Raw genomic sequence first — 20250 nt, 5'->3', positions numbered from 1 at the left:
GCACGTATAAAGAGCATTAATTGTGCCAGCTGCTTTGAGATTTATTTTGCGGCGTATTTCACTTACACTGTTAAAAAAACTAACAAGGATTTTATTTTGTCGAGCCTGACTGGTGTAAATAAAAGTTTAGTGATATTTGCTGCTTTAGTCGTTGTTTTAGCGGGTATTAAAGCCGCAAGTGTGATTGTTATTCCATTTGTATTGGCGGCTTTTATTGCCATTATTTGTAATCCCTTAATCCGTTTCTTTGCCAAATACGGTATCCCTAAAGGGATTGCTGTTGTGTTTGTGATGCTGATGATCGTCGGTGTAGGGATAAGCCTTGCCGGGTTGGTTGGGCAATCTATGACCGATTTCTCTGAAAAACTGCCTGAGTACAAAGCACAACTAAAAGAAGAGTTTGTCTGGGTGGTTAATGTTGCCGCAAGTTATAACATTCTGATTGATAAAGAGCAGATCATCTCTTTATTCGATCCGGGCAAAATGATTGATGTTGCAACCAACATGCTGACTGGCCTTGGTGGGGTGATGGCGAATCTGTTTTTGATCATCTTAACCGTGGTGTTCATGTTATTTGAAGGACCTATGCTGAGCAAGAAAGTGCATTTAGCATTAGATGATCCTGAAATGAAAATGCAGCAAATTGATCGCTTTTTAGATTCTATTAATTCTTATCTTGCCATTAAAACCATGGTTAGCTTAGGCACAGGTATACTTGCAGGCTTTATGCTGTGGGCACTTGATGTTGATTACTTTGTACTGTGGGGTGTAGTGGCGTTCATGCTTAATTATATTCCTAACATTGGGTCTATCATTGCAGCTGTGCCTGCTGTACTACTTGCTTTGATCACTCAAGGCCCATTGGTTGCAGGGTTTATTGCTGGTGGTTATTTAGTGATTAATACCGTAATGGGAAACATTGTCGAACCACGCTTTATGGGTAAAGGGCTGGGTTTATCGACGCTTGTGGTATTTTTATCATTAATTTTCTGGGGTTGGTTGATGGGTACCGTGGGTATGTTGTTATCAGTTCCATTGACCATGATAGTTAAAATTGCTTTAGAAACCAGCCAAGAAGGGAGATGGCTTGCTACCTTGCTTGGCAATGGCGAAGAGCTAAAACTTGAAGATTAAAAAAGGCGCTTAAGCGCCTTTTTATCTTTCAAAATGATTAAGTGTTATACCAATTCGCTTAATTAAATGGTCTATTTTGAGGCAATAAAACCTCGTTGATAACAAGGCAAAAATTTCGTTATTTAGTTGTTCTAAATCAGAAATTTTTAACGCAGGTAGCGACAGGTTTAATCCCTCAAAATGATTAAGTATTATTGCGGATTGGTATTATTACTTTAGAGGCCGTTGTAAAACCTGTATATGGTTTTTCAGAATTTCAATTTCACATTGCTTGTAGACAATGGCAGCTTTCGTACCATTTGGCATTTTTTGTAAGTAGCGCCAGCGACAACTATCTTCTAAATAACGCTCCTGGTTCTTGACGCTGCGATTGAATATAGGCAGCAATTGGCTGTTACCGCTATCTTCTTTAATTTTTTCAAGATCCATCGTGAGCTTATTAATCCACATCTTTTGGTCGCGATGCAAATCGGCAATAACTTGATCAAGACATTGAATGTAACGTTTAGTCTCGTCTGTATTGTTACTCGTAAGCTCACAACTTTGCTCAGCTTGAGCATGCGCTGAACCAGCGCATAGGGCTAGTAGCATACCTTTAATAAGTAACGATTTTTTATTTCTTATCATTGTAATTAAACTCTAATATAAACTCAGCACCCGCTAGTTTCTCTGCATCTTTAATGGTTAAGGTGCCGTTATACGACTTGACTAAATCAGACACGATAGCCATGCCGACACCGTGGCCGCTTTCGTAGGTATCGAGTCTGGTACCGCGAGTCAGTAATGATTCACGCTTGTGTTCAGGGACACCTGGGCCATCATCACTAATGCTGAGCGTTAACTTTTTGTTCTGCTTAACCTTTATATCGACCTGTGAGCGGCAAGCTTTACAGGCATTATCGATTAAATTACCGAGTAGTTCCATTAAATCGGTTTTATCACCCAAGAAATAGTCTTTTTCTGTGACTTCACAGGTGAAAATAATATCTTTGTCGCGATAAACTTTGCTCATTGCGCTTAAGATTGAATCAATAACAGGCTTGATATGGGTTTGTTTTTTCCAGGTGTCAGACGCACCTGTGGCAGCACGTTTTAATTGGTGTTCGATCATCACGTTGATGCGGTCTAACTGCTCTTGTGCATCAGCATCATTGGCCAAAGGACTAGATTTAAGCACCGCTAATGGTGTTTTTAATGCATGAGCAAGGTCGCTCAATGAGGCGCGATAACGCTCTTTTTGGCGCTGCTGTGATTCAAGTAATAAATTTAAATCGGCTTTAATGGTTTGCAGCTCAACTGGGTAAAGACCTTTAATTTGTTGGTTATCACCCGATTCAATAGCTTTAATTTCTTTATCGAGTCGTTGCAGTGGTCTTGCACTCCAAACAAAACCAATCGCCATTAGCGCAGCAATGGCCACACCCATGATATACATCCAATTTACGAGTGTTTGTTTAAAGCCATCCATCAGCCTGAGTAGGGCATCATTACGCTTTAATAAAATGAAACGCGCATGCTCAGATTGGTCAATGTTTTCTAAAATAACGGTAAGCGTTAATTGCCAATACACAGTATTGTTGTATTCAACACGGCGAAAATCCGCAGAGCCTGCAGGGGCTTCAAAGTTATCAGGAATAAAATTGATATTGGTCGCCGATTCAGAATACCAAACGGGTAAGTCACCGCGATAAATCATCGCGTAGGTATCTGAATTTAGTCGGTTTAGCTCTGGCGTTAAGATAGTACTTGGCATAACAATGCCGCGTTCAGTGAAATCGACTTCAGAGATTAATGAATATAAGTGAGCTTCGAGGGTTTTTTCGGTCGCTTCGACCAAGGAGGCGTAGTAAGCCTTACCAATTGAGAAAAACAGAATTGGTAGGGCGACTAATAAAACAAAGACAAGGATAAATCCTTGCCTTACTTTAAGCGGTATCTGCGATGCTACCACTGACTTTTTAGCCTATAACCACGGCCGCGTAATGTTTCAACTGGGTTAAGGGTACCGTCAGGGTCAAGCTTCTTACGTAAACGCAACACGAATACTTCGATTACGTTTGAATCAAGATCGAAGTCTTGGTCGTAGATGTGCTCTGTTAGTTCAGATTTAGAAATTACCTTTTGTGGATTAACCATTAGGTATTCTAAAACTTTGTATTCGTATGCTGTTAAGCTAAGTTCTTTATCGTTTACCCATACTTGCTGTGAGCGAGTATGAATTTTGATAGGACCTGCTGTCATTTCTGGGTTTGCTTTACCTGCGCTGCGGCGGATAAGGGCATTACAGCGAGCGATTAGCTCTTCAACGTGGAAAGGTTTAGTTAGGTAGTCATCTGCACCTGCGTCTAAGCCTTCTACTTTATCTTGCCAACGGTCACGTGCCGTTAAAATCAAAATAGGAATGGTAATACCTTGCGCACGAGCTTTGGTAATTAATTCGATACCATCTATTTTTGGTAAGCCTAAATCTACCACCGCCATATCAAGCGGGTACTCGGTAATATGGAATAAACCAGCTTCACCATCGTGACAAAGGTCTACGCTGTAACGCTCTTTTTCTAGGGCATTACGAAGGTTATCTGCTAAGTGTAAATCATCTTCAATAACTAAAATTCGCATTCTTAATCCTTTTTCACTTCGCCAGTCTTTTTGTTCACATGGACATCAACCACGTGGCCGTTCGTTTTTAAAATTCTTACGGTAAATACTTTATCTTGCTCTGTGATTTTCAGGGTTCGGCCGTCTTCAGATTTTTGGGCAATCATCACAGCCTGCTTTTTAGTCACCTCTGGGGCTTGCTTCTTATTGGCATCAGCATGAAAGCTTGATAATGCAAATAAAAGACTAAAACTGAAGGCTAATACTATGCGCATGACGGGGAACTCCTAAACCAGACCCATTTAGTTTAATTAACCAATTAACTAAAATTCAAGTAATTACGTTAAATTCTGTAATTCGATAGCCAGATCTTAGTTAATAAGCCGTGAACAAACACTGAATTATTGATTCAGTTAAGTTCAGGGATTAACCAAATACTTTTTTAAATGGTTTTACCACTGAGTTGTCGTAAACACCCGCAGCAATATACGGATCGTTTGCTGCCCATTCACGTGCTGCTTCTAATGAGTCAAATTCTGCAACCACTAATGAACCAGTAAAACCAGCATCAGCCGGATCTTCACTATCAATCGCTGGAAGGGGGCCTGCCGTAAATAAACGATTTTGATCGTCTAATTCTTGAAGGCGTGCTAAGTGAGCAGGGCGCGCAGATTTGCGAGCTTCTAAACTATTTTCAACATCCGTTGAATAAATCATATACAGCATGGTGTGTTCTCAATGTTATTTTTAAAAAATAGTAGCATATTCTTAGCAATAGACGAGAGATTATTCGCGTAATAATCTTTACACAAACCCATATAACTTTAACTTATAAAGCTTGAAATACGCGGTGTAACACTGGTAGAGTCGCTGGGTTGAGAAAATAATAATAAGGTTTTTAAATGAGCGAAAAACGCGAGCATTTTAGCTCCCGCCTCGGTTTTATTTTAGCGGCAGCCGGTTCTGCTGTAGGTATCGGAAACTTAGTAGGTTTTCCTGTTTCAGCTACAAAAAACGGCGGTGGTGCTTTCCTTTTAGTCTATGCATTGTTTGTCATTTTTATCTGTTTGCCAGTGATGATGGCTGAAATGGCCATGGGTCGTAAAGCGCAAAAAGATCCACTTGGTTCATACAAATTATTAGCAGGCAATGATCCAAAATGGAACTTTGCTGGCTTTTTAGCCGTATTAACGCCATTTATGATTGCTGTTTTTTATATGGTGATCACAGTATGGATTTTCGGTTATCTATCGCAAACTGCATTTGGTAATTTAGATGCCTTGGCCCAGCCTGATAATTTTGGCACTTTTATCAATAGCTACACCGTGTTTGGTTATATGGCTGTGGTTGCAATCATCGTTAACTTGATTTTAGTGGGTGGTGTTAAAGAGGGCATCGAGAAAGCGGCTAAGTTTATGATGCCGGCTTTATTTGTGCTACTTACCGCGCTGGTTGTGTATGTATTAACACTTGATAACGCGATGGCGGGTGTTAAGTACTATATCGTTCCTGATTTCAGTAAAATGAATGCGAGTGTACTAAATGGTGCGCTGGCTCAAGCATTTTTCTCATTGTCGTTAGGTATGGGTATTTTAATGACCTATGCATCGTATATTTCTAAGAAAGACGACATTGTTGGCAGTGCAAAAATGGTTGCGGTAACCGATTCATTGGTTGCATTTATTGCCGGTCTTATGGTGCTTCCAGCTATTTTTAGTTTTAATCCGAATACTGATCCGAGTACTTTATCAGACTCTTCGGTATCAATGATTTTTGTATACCTACCAAAAATTTTATTAGCACTTCAAGCTGACATTGGTTACGTGGGTGCATCAATTGTTGCGTTTGTATTCTTCTTACTTGTCTTTTTTGCTGCAATTACGTCGCTTGTATCAATTGTAGAAGTACCAACAGCAACATTAAGCGATCGTAAGGGTATCAGCCGCAAAAAAGCACTGGCTATCTTAACCTTATCTACAGGTGTATTAACTGTGCTGTGTACCATGTCATTTGGTATGGTTGACTCACTTACAAAGTTTGTTAGCTATGGCGGTGCAGATAAGAGCTTATTTGATATTGTTTATGATGTGTTTTACGACACAATTTTACCGCTTAACGGTTTAATGGTGTGTTTATTCGTTATGTATCGTTGGAAAAAAGCAAACTTATCAGCAGAGCTAAGCCAAGGCTGTGACGGCTATGTTGGCAGCTTTACAGAGAAGTATGTGAACTTCTCGCTATCAACGTTTATCCCTGCCATTTTATTACTAATCTTTGTAAATACGGTGGCGACTAAGTTCTTTGCATTTAGTATTTTCGGATTTTAAAAACCAGTTCAATACTAGCCGCGCATTTTGCGCGGCTTTTTTATGCCTCTCTTTTTTATATTAAAAGGCCCCTGCATCGAGCACATCACCCAAACCAAGGGTAAACATCCAAAGTCCCCATAAACTGTGTTCAATTACACACACGAAGGTAGAGCGGCTTTGCGCATAGGTGTAAGAAAAAAGCAGCCCACCTAAAAATGCTAGAAGTACGGCGAGTACATTCGCATAGACGATGTGAGCCAACGCAAACACCGATGCACTGACAATTATACGCACCGTTTTACTTGGCATAATGCGTTTATAACGATGAAAAAAGTAGGTTCTAAAAATAAGCTCTTGCGGCATTACCGATAAAATGGGGTAGAGCAATAGCAACATTAGCCAATCGTTAAATGAGTTTCGTGGCAGTGAAAACCAGTTTTCTTGATTCATGATGCCGTAAAACATCCCAGAGAATAGCGCCCCTAAAAAGAAGAAACTAAATAAGCGACGTTTTACCGCACTAAATTGCCCAAGGCTAGTTAAACGAAAGCGTTTAAAATGGGGATCAGATAAAAGCAACATGCCGCACACGGCCATTAAAATAATAAGAGCAGGAATAAGCCAGTTAGCGAGATAGGCACGCAGAAAAAAGCCTAATAGCGGCAAAGAAACAAATATGAGGGTAAATTCAAACCAGCGGTATTGGTTAGCGTTCAATGTCGTCTCAGCGTGTTTTTTGTTTACGCTAACAAGCTAAGACGACAGATTTATGACATTAGGATTGCTTTGGATCTTTCTTTTCGTCATCTTCAGGTAAGTATTTGAAAAGGGTAATGATCGTTGCTAATACGCAAACAAAAGTAATACCCATTAAGCCAAACACTTTAAAGTTAACCCAAAAATCGAGCGAGAAGTTATAGGCAATATAGATATTTAGCGCCGAGATACCTGCGGTCACTGCAACCCAAAATAGGTTAAGTTTGTTCCATAATGCTTCTGGTACGTTGATCTCTTGTTTACTCTCAGAGGCATTTTCTAAAATCGAGCTAAGTGCTTTTTTCACTAAGTTTTTGCCAAGTACATAGCGGCTTACTAACAAAGTTACACTGAAAATGGCATACACAATGGTGGCTTTCCATTTTACGAACTGCTCGTCGTGGAACACTAAGGTGAGCGTGCCTAATACCACCGCTATGGCAAAAAACACCCAATGACGGGTTGGCACTTTACCATCTTTAAAATAACAGTAAGCAACTTGAATTAAGGTGGTTAGCATCAGCAAGGCTGTTGCCCAATAAATATCAACTAACTTGAAAACCGCAAAAAACAGGATCAGCGGGATGTATTCAATAATCGCATGCATAAATTTATAAATGCTCTAATTTAAAAAGATACTGGGTTGTATCAAGTTATCACGCAAGATACAAGGTTGACTTAGCAGCCCTGAAAGCTTAGCCTCCCAAGCCAATCTGGCCTAAACCTGCGTTTAGGTTGTTTTACCTTATCTTTTTCCGCTTAACCTCAGATGATTAAGCGGCGTATTTTGGAGCATTTTTATGAATAAAGCCGCGTTAGTATCACAAATGGCTGCCCATAGTGAATTAACAAAAAAAGACACTCAAGCTGCTTTAACGAGCATGTTAAATGCGATTGAAAAGTCTCTTTCTGAGGGTGACCAAGTGCAAATTAATGGTTTTGGTACGTTTGCCCTAAGTTATTACCCTGCACGTAAAGGGCGCAACCCGCAAACCGGTGAAGAAATTGAAATTGAAGGCGCTAATAAGCCCGTATTTAAACCAGCAAAAGCACTTAAAGACGGTTTATAAGCAGGATTTGCAAAGCGGCTGTAGTATTTACAGAGCACACATAGAACACCTGGAAATTTATTCAATATTTTCAATCTATTAAGTTTGGCATGTTGCCTGCTGTTAATTGTTTAGGTTTACCTAAATAAGGAGATAACATGTCAAATTTAAACAGCCAACTGAATGGTAAAAAGATTGCCATTCTTGCAACCAATGGTTTTGAGCAAAGCGAGCTATTGTCACCACGAAGCGCATTATTAGAAGCTGGTGCACTTGTTGAAGTTGTGTCACTTGAGCGTGGCGATATCACCGCATGGGATGAAAACCAATGGGGTGAGCGAGTCAGTGTTGACCGCGTAGTCAGCGAAGCAGACTCTGCAGAATATGACGCGTTACTGCTTCCTGGAGGCTTATTCAATCCTGATACGTTACGTCAAGATAGTGAAGCAAAAGCCTTTGTTGATGGTTTTTTCAGTGCCGGTAAAAACAAACCCATTGCCGCGATTTGCCACGGCCCATGGCTATTAGCCGAAATTAACAAACTACGGGAGCGCAAAGTAACCTCATACCCAAGTATCAAAACGGATTTGATCAATGCAGGAGCTAATTGGGTTGATCAAGAGGTATGTGTTGATAAGGGCATAGTTACAAGCCGAAGCCCAGCCGACCTGGAAGCCTTTAATCGTAAGTTTATCGAAGAAATTAAAGAGGGCGAGCATCGCCATCATTAATCATAAATTGTTAAGCACAAAAAAGGGCCTTTAAGGCCCTTTTTTAAGCAATACAATAAATTACTTTGTAGCTGCTTTCATATTGGCTACAAACTCTTTTAAACCAGTTAGCATCGCTGCTTGGTCATCAAGATTTGCCTCGATGATTTTAACAACCGCAGAGCCTGAAATTGCACCAGCGGCTCCTGACTCAAGTGCTGATTTAACATCTTCCGGTGTAGAAACACCAAAGCCAAGTAAAGCCGGTGCAGCATGGTAATCTTTTAGTTTTTTAACTAATGAGTCTGCTGGCATTTGTGCTTTGGTTTCTGTGCCTGTCACACCTGCGCGTGAAAGAAGGTATGTGTAACCACGACCATATGACGCACACTCTCGTAAAGTGTCATCATCAGCATTCGGTGTAGCAATAAAAATTGGGTCAATACCATTTTGCATTGCTGTTTTACGAAATGGCTTTGATTCGTGTAGCGGCACGTCAGCCACTAAAATTGAATCAACACCGGCTTCTTTAGCATCTTGATAAAACTTTTCGATGCCACGCTTAAATACTAGGTTTGAATACAATAATAGGCCAATTGGAATATCGGCATTGTACTCACGCACTTGTTTAATGATATCAAAGCAATCTTGGGTATTGATGTTTTCATCAAGTGCACGAATGTTAGCAGCTTGGATCACCGGGCCATCTGCAATCGGATCTGAAAATGGAATACCTAGCTCAAGGGCATCAGCGCCACCATCAATTAAGCTTTTGATGATCTCTACACTCAGTGCTTTATTAGGATCACCAATCGTAACGAAGGGTACAAAAGCACCTTGGTTTGTTTCATTTAATGTGGCGAACAGTTGTCCGTAACGGTTAGTCTGGCTCATAGTGCGCCTCCTTCTGATAAAACACTGTGTACGTGAGCCAAATCTTTATCGCCTCGGCCGCTTAGGTTAACCACTAAAATAGTGTCTTCGGTTTGTTGCTCGGCATATTTAAGGGCATATGCGAGGGCATGGCTTGATTCAAGCGCTGGAATAATCCCTTCGTTCTTAGCCAGTAGTTGGAATGCCTCAAGTGCTTCAGTATCAGTGATGCCCACATATTCTGCACGGCCTGTCTCATGAAGATAAGCATGTTGTGGACCAACAGCTGGGTAATCAAGACCTGCTGAAACAGAGTAAGACTCTTCAATTTGACCATCATCATTTTGCATAATATAGGTATAGGTACCGTGTAAAATGCCTTTCGTGCCCTTACATAGCGTAGCACCGTGTTGATGGGTATCTAAGCCTTTACCAGCTGGCTCTACACCAATTAGTTTTACACTTGGCTCATCAATAAAGTCTGTGAACATACCAATGGCGTTTGAGCCACCACCCACGCAAGCAAGCACAGCATCCGGTAAGCGACCTTCAGCTTTAATCACTTGTTGTTTTGCTTCTTCACCAATCATTTTTTGGAACTCACGCACCATGGTAGGGAATGGGTGAGGGCCTGCTGCAGTGCCTAGTAAATAGTGAGCATCTTTGTAATTAGCTGACCAGTCACGCAGTGCTTCGTTTACGGCATCTTTTAAGGTACCAGAGCCTGCTGTGACAGGAATAACCTCTGCGCCCATTAGTTTCATACGAAATACATTTGGTTGCTGACGTTCAACGTCTTTTGCGCCCATGTAAATACGGCATTTTAAGCCAAGTAGGGCACAGGCTAGGGCCGTTGCAACACCGTGTTGGCCGGCACCTGTTTCTGCAATCACTTCTTTTTTACCCATGCGTTTGGTCAGAAGTGCTTGACCAAGTACTTGGTTGGTTTTGTGCGCACCGCCGTGGAGTAAATCTTCACGCTTTAAATAAAGTTTTACCTTAGGATTTTTAACTAAGTTACGTGTCAGAGTTAATGGTGTAGGGCGACCTGCGTATTCATTTAACAGTTTTTCAAACTCAGCCTGAAAAGCTGGATCTTTTTGTGATTTATTAAACTCTGCTTCTAGTTGCTTGAGTGCTGGCACAAGCAACTGTGGTACAAACATACCACCGAATTCACCGAAATAAGCTGGATTTTGCATTCTAACCTCAATAATTTCTGATATGCGAAAACGCATTTTGTAATTTTGTTTGGCACTTTTTACCCGCTGACGCTTCAACGCCAGAATTTAGGTCAAGGCCATTAGCACCGCGATAAAGAGCTGCGTGAATATTTTCTGGGTTTAAACCCCCGGCTAACATAAACGGCACGGTTGCCGTCTCTAGCACTGACCAATCAAATGCTTCGCCTGTACCGCCTTTTTGGCTTTTGCTGTAAGTGTCGTATAAATGGCGATCAACCCCTTCAAGCGGTTTGGGTAATTCGCCTTTAACGGCTTGGGCTTTCCAAATTTCACAGCCAAGCGGTAATTGCTTTCTGAGACTTTGAATATACTCGCTATTCTCGTCACCATGTAATTGCACTGCAGCTAATTTTAAGCTTTGTGCATAATCGACCACTTGTTCTAGAGGTGCATTGACAAACACACCCACATACGCGAGCGGGGCACTTTGCGTAACTTGCTTGGCACAGTCGATATCGACATAGCGCGGTGACTTGGGATAAAAAATTAAGCCACCATACACAGCACCACTGGCGTAGGCTGCCATCGCATCTTGTGAACGGGTTAAACCACACACTTTGTTCTCACCTAAAATGACTTTACGGCATGCGGCTTCTAAGTCGCGCTCAGCCATCAGTGAGCTGCCAATTAAAAAGCCATCGCACAATGGTGCAAGACGTTTTACATCTTTATGGGTATAAATGCCCGATTCTGAAATCACTACTTTGTCATTTGGGATAAGCTGACGTAAACGCTCAGTTGTTGCAAGATCAGTACTTAAATCACGAAGGTCGCGGTTATTAATACCAATTAGGCTGGCATTAAGTGCAAGTGCACGACTTACTTCTTGCTCATTACTGACTTCAGTAAGTACCGACATATTTAAAGAATCAGCCACCTTGTGAAGCGCTAAATATTGCTCGTCATCAAGGACAGAGAGCATTAATAAAATGGCATCACCACCAGATAAGCGTGCTAAATAAACTTGGTACTCATCAATAAAGAAATCTTTACAAATAAGCGGCTGTTCCACTTGGCTGCGCACGTATTCAAGGTATTGATAACTGCCTTGGAAATATTTTTCATCCGTTAGTACGCTCATACAGGTTGCGTACTTTTTATAAACCGATGTAATTTCGTCTAAATTGAATGGTTCGCGAATAAGCCCTTTTGACGGTGAGGCTTTTTTACATTCTAAAATAAACTGCGTGCCGGTTGCTGCTAATGCGCCTTCAAAGTCTCGCTTGGTTGGCACAACATAGCTAATGAACGATTCAAGCGGGCGCTGTGCTTTTCTTTGTTCTAATTCAATGCGTTTGTCGGCAACAATTTTGTCTAACACGTTAGCCATGACTTACCTCAATAATTGCGTTCAATGTGTCCATCGCTTTGCCTGATGCTAATAATTCGCTTACTTGATCTGCGGCTGCTTTTAAATCGCCTGCTTTATCGGTTAAATAAAGAAGGGCGGCAACGTTGGCTATAATGGCAGCGTTATGCGCCATTTCACCTTGACCTTGTAAAATCGCTAAGCTCGCTTTTGCGTTATATTCTGGGCCTTGGCCTGCTAGTTGTTCAAGTGAATAGTTTGCAAGACCAAAATTGCTCGCTGTTAGCGTGTATTCGCTCAGTTCACCGTTATTAAGCTCAACCACTTTGGTTGTCCCATGTAAGGCAATTTCGTCAGTGCCTGCACCGTGAACCACCATAGCGCGTTTTGTGCCAAGGGTTTTTAGGGTTTCGGCCATTGGTAAACACAGTGAAGGGTCATAAACACCAAGCAATTGCACCTCAGGGGCAGCAGGGTTGGCCAGTGGCCCTAAGATATTAAAAATTGTGCGGCTTTTAAGAGCCGTACGCACGCCCATCGCATGGCGTACACCACTGTGATAATGCGGTGCAAATAAAAATGTAAACCCAGTATTGTCTAAACAATGCGCTGCTTGCTCAGGGCTCATATCGATATTGATACCCAAGGCTTTAAGTAAATCCGCTGAGCCCGAATTACTCGACACACTGCGATTACCATGTTTGACCATATTGATGCCCGCAGCGGCGGCAACAATAGCAGCTGTGGTACTAATATTAATTGTGTTTGAGCCATCGCCACCGGTACCACAGCTATCAGCAAGTAAGGTTTTGCTGGTTTTAAATGGCACTGCATTGGCGCGCATTGATGCCGCCGCACCGGCGATTTCATCACTTGTTTCGCCTTTCAGTTTTAGGGCGATAAGTGCAGCAGTTAATTCAATATCATTAAGCTTGCCATTCATGATGGCGTCAAACAGTGCAGTTGCTTGCGAAAATGATAAATCTTGCTTTGCTAATAATTGGTTTAACTGGGTTTGAGTTGTTGCTTCCATGTTATTCCTCTACTGCACGCGTGCGGTTAAAAATTCAATGCTTTGTTGTAATAGCAATGCGCCATTTGGCGTTAAAATTGACTCAGGATGAAACTGATAACCAAGGGCATTATCTTGTTGATGGTAAATTGCCATCGGAATATTTTCATAACAAGCAATTACTTCAACATCATCAGGGACTTTAGTTGCCATTAATGAATGATAACGAGCAACCGGCATTTTATCGCCCATACCCGCGAATACTGGGTGCTCAGTCAACGTAATAATTGATGACTTGCCGTGCACAGTTTCGCCTGCATGACCAATAACCCCACCGTAGCTTTGTGTTAGTGCTTGCTGCCCTAAACAGATACCCAGCATCGGGAAACGGCCTTTACACAGTTCAATGAGCTCCATTAAACAACCTGCATCAGATGGTGCGCCAGGACCCGGTGAAAGCACTAACAATACAGGCACTGTCTCTTGGCACATTTTGTCGAAGATGCTTTGTGCACTGATGTTATTACGGTATACCACTAACTGGCACCCAAACATAGAAAGTTCATCGACTAAGTTATAACTAAATGAATCAAAGTTATCTAAAAAGTAGATTTTATAGGCTGATGTTGTCGTCATTATTGTGCCTCGTAAGTCGATTGAATCGCAGTGATCACAGCTTGTGCTTTAGCGCGGGTTTCATTGGCTTCTGATTGTGGATCTGAATCAAACACCACACCTGCACCTGCTTGCACATAGGCTGTGCCGTTTTTAACAAAGGCAGAGCGAATAACAATACAGCTATCCATGGCACCATCACCTGTTAAATAACCCACAGCACCACCATAGCTGCCGCGGCGTTTTTGTTCGGTTTGACGAACTAACTCAGCAGCGCGCACTTTAGGTGCACCCACTAAGGTGCCCATGTTCATACAAGCTTGGTAAGCATGTAGCGCATCGAGTTCAGGCTTTAAAGTACCCACAACGCGTGAAACTAAATGCATCACTTGTGAGTAGCGGTCTACTTTTAATAATTCTTTCGCGTGACGTGTGCCTGGTACGCTAATACGGGCAACATCATTTCGCGCTAAATCAACTAGCATCAGGTGCTCTGCACGCTCTTTTTGGTCGTTGCGAAGTTCAAGCTCAATGCGGCTGTCTAGGTCTGGATTAATTTGCCCGTTAGCAAACTTGCCACGAGGGCGAGTGCCGGCAATAGGGTATACCTCAACTTGTTTACTCTCAGCGCAATATTTGAGGGCTGACTCGGGTGATGCGCCAAATAACACAAACTCTTCATCGCGCATATAAAACATATATGGGCTTGGGTTTTGTTGTTTTAATTGGCTGTAAGCATGAAGTGAGTCAGGGCAGGCGAGAGAAAAAGTTCGTGATGGTACAACTTGGAAAATATCGCCATCAACGATGTTCTTTTTTAACTTGATGACATGTTCGCAGTATTGCTCGTCGCTAACATCAACAGAAATTGGGTTTGAGCCTGCTTGCTTTTGCCCTTGATAGCTTTGTGCATTGTCACATACGGCATTTAAACGCTCTAACTGTTGACCAACCTCAAAACAATTAGCATGAACTTCAGGACCGTTAAATACATTGCCAATTAGCTCGGTTGTTTTTGCTTGATGGTCGATGACAACTAACGTTTCGGCGAGGTAGAAAACATAATCAGGGCAGCTGTTTTCACCGTCAGGTACATCAGAAAGGGATTCGAAATTAGCAACCATGTCGTAGGCAAACACACCGCCTAAGAACACAGAGAATGGGTTGTCTGTGGTGCTTTTAATACTGTTAATGCAGCTACGTAGCGCACTAAATGCATTATCTGCTACTAATTTACTGGCTTCATCAATATCGCTTGCGACCTCGTTGTAGGTTAACGTTAATGTATCTTCTACAAGCTCTGCAGAGCAGTTTTGCACATGAGTTTGTAAATAAGGCAGTAATTGCTTGCCATTATTTGACTGTGCAGTGAGTGTGACCTGTTTGCCTTGGCAAACAATACGTAGCGCTGAGTCAACCAAAATTAGACTTTTTACACTGTCTTTAGAATCAATTTCAGCAGACTCTAACAGCAGTGAATTAGGCTTATCGAGTAAACTGTATAACGCAAGTGGGCTACTGATGTAGTCGCGCACTTGAGTGATACTGGTTACTTCACCCGGTGTCGTTGTTATATGACTAAAAATCAAACCTCATTCTCCCTCATTCCCAAAAACTCTTTAAAAAACAAAACCCCGCGAAGCGATGCTTGGCGGGGTTCGTATAAAGATGCCTATAAATTAGATAGACCCTTACCGTCCCGCTAAGCCAGGCGCCACCACCAATGATGTGTAAGAGTTGCTATGTAATTCATTATAAAACCTTAAAATTTAGATATAAAAAAACCCGCTACTTGAGCGGGTTTTGAAATCGTTAGACACGACAATTCGTCACCCGCTAGTTACGAGTGCCACCACCAAATTGTGATTTGAATTGTTTTGTTCATTGTTATTGCTTATTTAACGTGTCTGAAAGTGCATACAGTAAAGCGTACCTATGCCGATACTGTCAAGCATTAATTTACATATTAGTACGAGTTCGGCATTTACCCATCGCAATTGCCCATTTATGGGGGTAAAACACACAGTTATATAAGATAATCACGCCCTCGCAGTAAATTTTTGTTATACTCACATCATTGATTCAAGAACTTACGTAAAGCAGTCTTTCCCTTTGATAAAATACGATTTACATAGCCACACCACATACTCAGATGGTCAGCTATCAGTCGAGCAATTGTTACACCGCGCGGTTGAGAAAAACATAGATGTGTTTGCAATTACCGATCACGATACGTTAAGTGCGATAAAACCAGCTCGCCAAGTCATTGCAGATGATAATTTACCGCTTAAATTAATTGCTGGCGTTGAAGTGTCAACAAAATGGGAAAGCTTTGAAATTCATATTGTTGGCTTAAATGTTGATGATGAAAATGACGCACTGTTGTCATTATTACAAGCGCAACAAGGCAAGCGTGAAGAGCGCGCTTTAGAGATAGGTCGTCGCCTCGCTAAAAATGGTTTTGAAGGCATTTACGACCAAGCAAAAACATTTGCCGAAAACGCCCAGATCACACGCGCGCATTTTGCCCGTGCACTGATTGAACGTGGTGTAGCTAAAAACTTCCCGGGGGTATTTAAAAAATACTTAGGGCGAGGAAAAACAGGCTATGTACCAAGTAGTTGGTGTGATATGAAAACGGCAATTGCTGCCATTCACCAAGCGGGTGGGGTTGCCGTTCTCGCACATCCTGGGCGTTATCAAATGTCGAATAAGTGGCTACGTAAGTTAATTATTGAGTTTAAAGACGCGGGTGGTGATGCGATGGAAGTTGCACAGCCACAGCAAGCGCCGAGTGAGCGCCAGTTTTTAGGTGAACTTTGCCGTGAATATGGTTTACTTGCGTCGCAAGGGTCAGATTTTCATTTTCCGACCAGTTGGTTGGAGTTAGGTAAAAATTTATACTTACCAAAAGATTGCCAAGGGGTTTGGCAAGCATGGGAAGGGCAATAGGAGCGTGTAATGAGTCAGTTTTTTCATATTCATCCAGATAATCCGCAACCACGCTTAATCAGCCAAGCGGTTGATATTATCAAGCAAGGCGGTGTTATTGTATACCCAACCGATTCGGGTTACGCACTTGGTTGCAGCATTGGTAATAAGCAAGCAAAAGAGCGCATCGAACGTATTCGTGGCATTGAAAAACACCATAACTTTACTTTGGTCTGCCGTGACTTATCGGAACTATCTACCTATGCTCGCGTTGATAATCAGTTATTCAGATTGATTAAAAATAACACCCCAGGGCCTTATACATTCATCTTTAAAGGCACTAAAGAAGTACCAAAGCGTTTATTAAACGAAAAGAAAAAAACCATTGGTATTCGTGTTATCGAACACCCAATCACCTGCGCTTTATTAGCTGAATTGGGTGAGCCGTTAATGTCGTGTTCTTTAATTTTACCGGGTGAGCAATATACCGAGGCTGATCCTGATGAAATTCGCGATCGCATTGAAAAGCAAGTTGATTTAATTATTCATGGTGGTTATCTTCCTGAACAGGCAACCACAGTAATTGATTTGTCAGATGATAGCATCGAAATCTTACGTGTCGGTTGTGGTGATACCAAACCATTTGAGTAGAGACTTCATTGACTAGCCCAGAGCTTGACGCGCCAGATAATTTGCAAGAGCCAGTACAGCAAAAGCTGCCACTGGCTTTTTTGCATGGTAAAGCAGTGGTTGATAAACCTGAAGATTTATATATTCCCCCCGATGCGCTAGAGATCATTTTAGAAACCTTTGAAGGTCCTCTTGATTTACTTCTGTATTTAATCAAAAAACATAAACTCGATGTGCTAGAGCTCTCTATTTTTAGTATTACTGAGCAATATGTAAGTTATGTTGAAATGATGAGCGAGTTTCAGCTTGAACTGGCTGGTGAATACCTTGTGATGGCGGCGTTATTAGCACAAATTAAATCACGATTATTATTACCAAAACATGAAGAGCTTGAAGAGGAAGAAGACCCACGAGCTGAGCTTGTAAGACGTTTACAAGAATACGAACAATTTAAAAAAGCCGCAGAAAATCTTGATGAGATCCCTCGCGAAGGCCGCGATATATTTGTAGCCGAAGCACTGGTGCCAGAATTCAGTGAGCGTGAGGTACTGTTACCTGACGTTGACATGAAAGACTTGTTAGTTGCGCTAAGCGACGTTATGGCCCGAGCCAAAACATTTGAACACCATCATATTACCGCAGAAGCCTTATCGACCCGTGAGCGCATGAGCTTAATCTTAGATAAACTCTCAGAGGCTCAATCACAGCTGCCTTTTAGTACTCTTTTTACCATAGAAGAGGGCAGAAGTGGTGTTGTTGTTAGCTTTATTGCCATGTTAGAGCTGGTGAAAGAAAACCTGATCAGCTGCTTTCAGGTAGATGCCAACAGCCAGATTTATGTTGGTTTAGTGGAAGAAAGCGAATAGCTGGAAGTTAATAGTTAGAAGCTTTAAGCGGTAAGTTTTAAGTTTCAAAGTTGTGACTTCTTTCATGCCAAGTGGCTATGATCAGTGAAGAAGTAGCTCGTCACGAAAATTTGCTTCATATGCGAATAAAACACTTAACTTACAGAGTGTTAAACAATTGCGCCAAGTCTCAGTAACTGATAAGTTGGTTTTCCCATTTTGGGGTAAGCCAACTATTAAGGAAAATATAATGAAAAAGTTAGGAATGGTACTGTTATCTCTCGCTGCATTTGGTGCCTCAGCTGCAGAAAGTTTGCAATTAGACCTTAACCTTTATTTGAATAATCAACTTGTAAAAACGCACGTTGTTAAAACTGAAGAAGACAAAACTGAAACAGTCACTGCAGATGATATTCTTAAATTTGATGTAACCCCTACGTTGAACGAGCAAACTGTGACACTAACATCAGCACTCTATAAATTTGAAAATGGCTCTTACAATAAATTTCAAGAACCTAAGTTAATGGTAAACCTTAACGAACCTGCAACGATTGAGGTTGGAACGGAGGGTGTTGAAGTGTATAGGATTGAAATAACAGCAAGTAAAATATAATTGCTAACTATCTACTCAGGTGTTTATTGAAAATACTAAACACCGAGTAGTGCAAGAAATCATTAAAATGACTGGGATAGAGGTTTTACAAAGATTCTAGTTTAAGAGATTACTATGAAAGCTTTATCACTAATAATTTTATCTATAATGATTCTGTTGGCTGCAACTTACTTATATATTAATCGTGATCAACAGATTAGGGTTGATCTCATTCCTCCAGAGTTTGAGTTTTGCGAAACAATAATAACTGAGGGCGATCTTGCGTATGACGAGCTGAAAAAGGTATTAGTCAAACACAAGGATGGTTGGAAAACATCTTATGCTAGTTTTGTCCCAGGGCAAACGTATGATTCACCAGCATTTAAAGTAAATGTTATAGGTAATGGGGGAGTGGTCGTATCCTACAAAACAGATGATGATTATCCTCAGTTTACTAAATTTATAAAATATGATTGGTCAACTAGCTGTGAGAAGTATCACAAGTAAACAGCTATAAAAACGATAGACTTATAACTATCTCAATTTTTTAAGGAAAGCAGATGCAGAGTAAACACTTTACAATCAAAACCATGACCAAAAAGGAAGTCGAACTCATGATTGATTGGGCTGCAGCAGAAGGTTGGAATCCAGGCCTTAATGATGCAGAGTGTTATTTTGCAGCTGATCCTGAAGGATTTCTAGTTGGTTTTCTAGACGATGAGCCTATCGCTACAATTTCTGCCATTAATTACCACGATGTATTTGGCTTTATTGGCTTCTACATTGTTAAACCCGGTTACCGTGGCAAAGGTTACGGAATACAAATCTGGAATGCCGCGTTAAAACGCCTTGAAGGGTTGAATATCGGCCTTGATGGTGTGGTGGAACAGCAAGAAAACTATAAAAAGTCTGGTTTTAATCTGGCTTATCGCAATATCCGTTTTGCAGGAGTAGGCGGTGGTAGGTCACCGCAAAATGCAGATATTGTAGATCTTAATGCTGTGCCATTCGAAATTATTGACGCATACGAACAGGCTTTTTTCCCGGTAAATAGGGCAAACTTTACTAAAGCGTGGTTAAGCCAACCCCAGTGCGATGCGTTTGGCGTAATGCAAAATGGGGAATTGGCAGGATACGGCGTTATTCGCAAATGTCAGAATGGCTTTAAAATTGGCCCTCTATTTGCCGACTCACCAGAAATGGCTGAATCTCTATTTCTAGCTTTAAAATCTAAAGTGGGTGCCTCTGACGCTATTTTCCTTGATACGCCAGAAATCAATCAAGCTGCTGTTGCTTTAGCACAGAAGTACAACATGCAGGTGTCATTTGAAACCGCCAGAATGTATACCAACGACTCTCCGAGTTTGCCATTAAACCGTATTTTCGGTGTTACTTCTTTTGAAATCGGCTGATTTTATTGGGGTGAGCGATTAATCGGTTGTGAGAAAACTAAAAATTTATCACGTTAAGAATTAGACGCTTTTATTAACGAGGATTCATACTACTGCTAGCACCTAGCACCTAGCACCTAGCACCTAGCACCTAGCACCTAGCACCTAGCACCTAGCACCTTCTTTTTCCTTTCCCCTTACAACTTTCCTCTTTCCCTGGGTGTGCATATACGCACAGAAGCTGTTCGTTTT

Annotated in this window: 23 protein-coding genes; 10 read left to right on the top strand and 13 right to left on the bottom strand. The window is 41.4% G+C overall.

All coding sequences use genetic code 11. The features are described from left to right. Positions 1-96: 96 nt before the first annotated feature. Positions 97-1134, top strand: a complete 1038-nt coding sequence (locus tag CWC28_RS03630; RefSeq protein ID WP_063704542.1) for an AI-2E family transporter — start codon at positions 97-99, stop codon at positions 1132-1134. Between the two features lie 210 nt (positions 1135-1344). Here the strand turns inward: CWC28_RS03630 and CWC28_RS03625 are convergent, their stop codons facing one another. From CWC28_RS03625 to CWC28_RS03605, 5 genes are all read right to left on the bottom strand, one after another. Next, on the bottom strand, positions 1345-1761 hold the full coding sequence (locus CWC28_RS03625; RefSeq protein ID WP_119851613.1) for a hypothetical protein: 417 nt from the start codon (positions 1759-1761) through the stop codon (positions 1345-1347). Continuing rightward, positions 1748-3085, bottom strand: coding sequence for an ATP-binding protein (locus CWC28_RS03620; RefSeq protein WP_138624747.1), 1338 nt, complete (start codon positions 3083-3085; stop codon positions 1748-1750). The genes CWC28_RS03625 and CWC28_RS03620 overlap by 14 nt, the downstream gene beginning before the upstream one ends. Next, complete coding sequence (locus tag CWC28_RS03615) at positions 3079-3753, bottom strand: response regulator transcription factor (protein WP_063704548.1); 675 nt, start codon at positions 3751-3753, stop codon at positions 3079-3081. The genes CWC28_RS03620 and CWC28_RS03615 overlap by 7 nt, the downstream gene beginning before the upstream one ends. Positions 3754-3755: 2 nt before the next feature. Continuing rightward, the gene (locus CWC28_RS03610) at positions 3756-4007 is read right to left on the bottom strand and encodes a PepSY domain-containing protein (protein ID WP_063704550.1); all 252 of its coding nucleotides are present in this window, start codon (positions 4005-4007) and stop codon (positions 3756-3758) included. Positions 4008-4158: 151 nt separating this feature from the next. Further along, positions 4159-4458: a YciI family protein gene (locus CWC28_RS03605; protein WP_063704552.1), complete on the bottom strand. Its 300-nt coding sequence runs from the start codon at positions 4456-4458 to the stop codon at positions 4159-4161. 176 nt (positions 4459-4634) lie between these two features. Here CWC28_RS03605 and CWC28_RS03600 point away from each other — a divergent pair, with 176 nt between their 5' ends. Further along, entirely contained in the window at positions 4635-6059 is a 1425-nt protein-coding gene (locus CWC28_RS03600; protein WP_063704554.1) for a sodium-dependent transporter, read from the top strand. Positions 6060-6119: 60 nt separating this feature from the next. Here CWC28_RS03600 and CWC28_RS03595 read toward each other — a convergent pair whose 3' ends face one another. Continuing rightward, the gene (locus CWC28_RS03595; RefSeq protein ID WP_119851615.1) at positions 6120-6758 is read right to left on the bottom strand and encodes a CPBP family glutamic-type intramembrane protease; all 639 of its coding nucleotides are present in this window, start codon (positions 6756-6758) and stop codon (positions 6120-6122) included. Positions 6759-6816: 58 nt separating this feature from the next. After that, positions 6817-7404, bottom strand: coding sequence for an inner membrane-spanning protein YciB (locus CWC28_RS03590; RefSeq protein ID WP_119851616.1), 588 nt, complete (start codon positions 7402-7404; stop codon positions 6817-6819). A gap of 193 nt (positions 7405-7597) precedes the next feature. Here CWC28_RS03590 and CWC28_RS03585 point away from each other — a divergent pair, with 193 nt between their 5' ends. Further along, positions 7598-7867 (top strand): HU family DNA-binding protein, encoded by a 270-nt coding sequence (locus tag CWC28_RS03585; protein ID WP_054561225.1) that lies wholly within the window; start codon positions 7598-7600, stop codon positions 7865-7867. A 137-nt stretch (positions 7868-8004) separates the two neighbouring features. Next, a complete protein-coding gene (locus CWC28_RS03580; protein WP_063704556.1) occupies positions 8005-8577 on the top strand; it encodes a type 1 glutamine amidotransferase domain-containing protein in 573 nt (190 codons plus the stop codon). Between the two features lie 60 nt (positions 8578-8637). Here the strand turns inward: CWC28_RS03580 and trpA are convergent, their stop codons facing one another. The 6 genes from trpA to CWC28_RS03550 are packed head-to-tail and all read right to left on the bottom strand — an operon-like array spanning position 8638 to position 15198. Next, the gene (trpA, locus tag CWC28_RS03575; protein ID WP_138624746.1) at positions 8638-9450 is read right to left on the bottom strand and encodes a tryptophan synthase subunit alpha; all 813 of its coding nucleotides are present in this window, start codon (positions 9448-9450) and stop codon (positions 8638-8640) included. Further along, on the bottom strand, positions 9447-10631 hold the full coding sequence (trpB, locus tag CWC28_RS03570) for a tryptophan synthase subunit beta (RefSeq protein ID WP_063706120.1): 1185 nt from the start codon (positions 10629-10631) through the stop codon (positions 9447-9449). Before trpB ends, trpA begins: the two co-directional genes overlap by 4 nt. Before the next feature lie 7 nt (positions 10632-10638). Continuing rightward, entirely contained in the window at positions 10639-12003 is a 1365-nt protein-coding gene (gene trpCF, locus CWC28_RS03565; RefSeq protein ID WP_138624745.1) for a bifunctional indole-3-glycerol-phosphate synthase TrpC/phosphoribosylanthranilate isomerase TrpF, read from the bottom strand. Beyond that, entirely contained in the window at positions 11996-13015 is a 1020-nt protein-coding gene (gene trpD, locus CWC28_RS03560; RefSeq protein ID WP_138624744.1) for an anthranilate phosphoribosyltransferase, read from the bottom strand. The genes trpCF and trpD overlap by 8 nt, the downstream gene beginning before the upstream one ends. 9 nt (positions 13016-13024) lie before the next feature. Beyond that, positions 13025-13630, bottom strand: coding sequence for an aminodeoxychorismate/anthranilate synthase component II (locus CWC28_RS03555; RefSeq protein ID WP_138624743.1), 606 nt, complete (start codon positions 13628-13630; stop codon positions 13025-13027). After that, a complete protein-coding gene (locus tag CWC28_RS03550; RefSeq protein ID WP_138624742.1) occupies positions 13630-15198 on the bottom strand; it encodes an anthranilate synthase component 1 in 1569 nt (522 codons plus the stop codon). The genes CWC28_RS03555 and CWC28_RS03550 overlap by 1 nt, the downstream gene beginning before the upstream one ends. 523 nt (positions 15199-15721) lie before the next feature. Between CWC28_RS03550 and rnm the strand changes: the two genes are divergently transcribed. The 6 genes from rnm (at position 15722) to CWC28_RS03520 (ending at position 20019) form a co-directional block, all read left to right on the top strand. Continuing rightward, positions 15722-16561, top strand: coding sequence for an RNase RNM (gene rnm / locus CWC28_RS03545; RefSeq protein WP_105174331.1), 840 nt, complete (start codon positions 15722-15724; stop codon positions 16559-16561). A 9-nt stretch (positions 16562-16570) separates the two neighbouring features. Beyond that, positions 16571-17191, top strand: coding sequence for an L-threonylcarbamoyladenylate synthase (locus CWC28_RS03540; RefSeq protein WP_063704570.1), 621 nt, complete (start codon positions 16571-16573; stop codon positions 17189-17191). 41 nt (positions 17192-17232) lie between these two features. Continuing rightward, complete coding sequence (locus tag CWC28_RS03535) at positions 17233-18036, top strand: segregation and condensation protein A (protein WP_138624749.1); 804 nt, start codon at positions 17233-17235, stop codon at positions 18034-18036. A 229-nt stretch (positions 18037-18265) separates the two neighbouring features. After that, the gene (locus CWC28_RS03530; protein ID WP_105174330.1) at positions 18266-18628 is read left to right on the top strand and encodes a hypothetical protein; all 363 of its coding nucleotides are present in this window, start codon (positions 18266-18268) and stop codon (positions 18626-18628) included. Positions 18629-18742: 114 nt separating this feature from the next. After that, complete coding sequence (locus tag CWC28_RS03525; protein ID WP_105174329.1) at positions 18743-19114, top strand: hypothetical protein; 372 nt, start codon at positions 18743-18745, stop codon at positions 19112-19114. Positions 19115-19167: 53 nt separating this feature from the next. After that, positions 19168-20019 (top strand): GNAT family N-acetyltransferase, encoded by an 852-nt coding sequence (locus CWC28_RS03520; RefSeq protein ID WP_063704576.1) that lies wholly within the window; start codon positions 19168-19170, stop codon positions 20017-20019. Positions 20020-20250: the final 231 nt, after the last annotated feature.

This window comes from Pseudoalteromonas sp. S4492, from assembly GCF_005886115.1.
GTDB classification, from domain to species: Bacteria; Pseudomonadota; Gammaproteobacteria; order Enterobacterales; family Alteromonadaceae; genus Pseudoalteromonas; species Pseudoalteromonas gelatinilytica.
The sequence above is the reverse complement of the archived record's forward strand: the minus strand, read 5'-3'. Positions and strand labels throughout refer to the sequence as shown.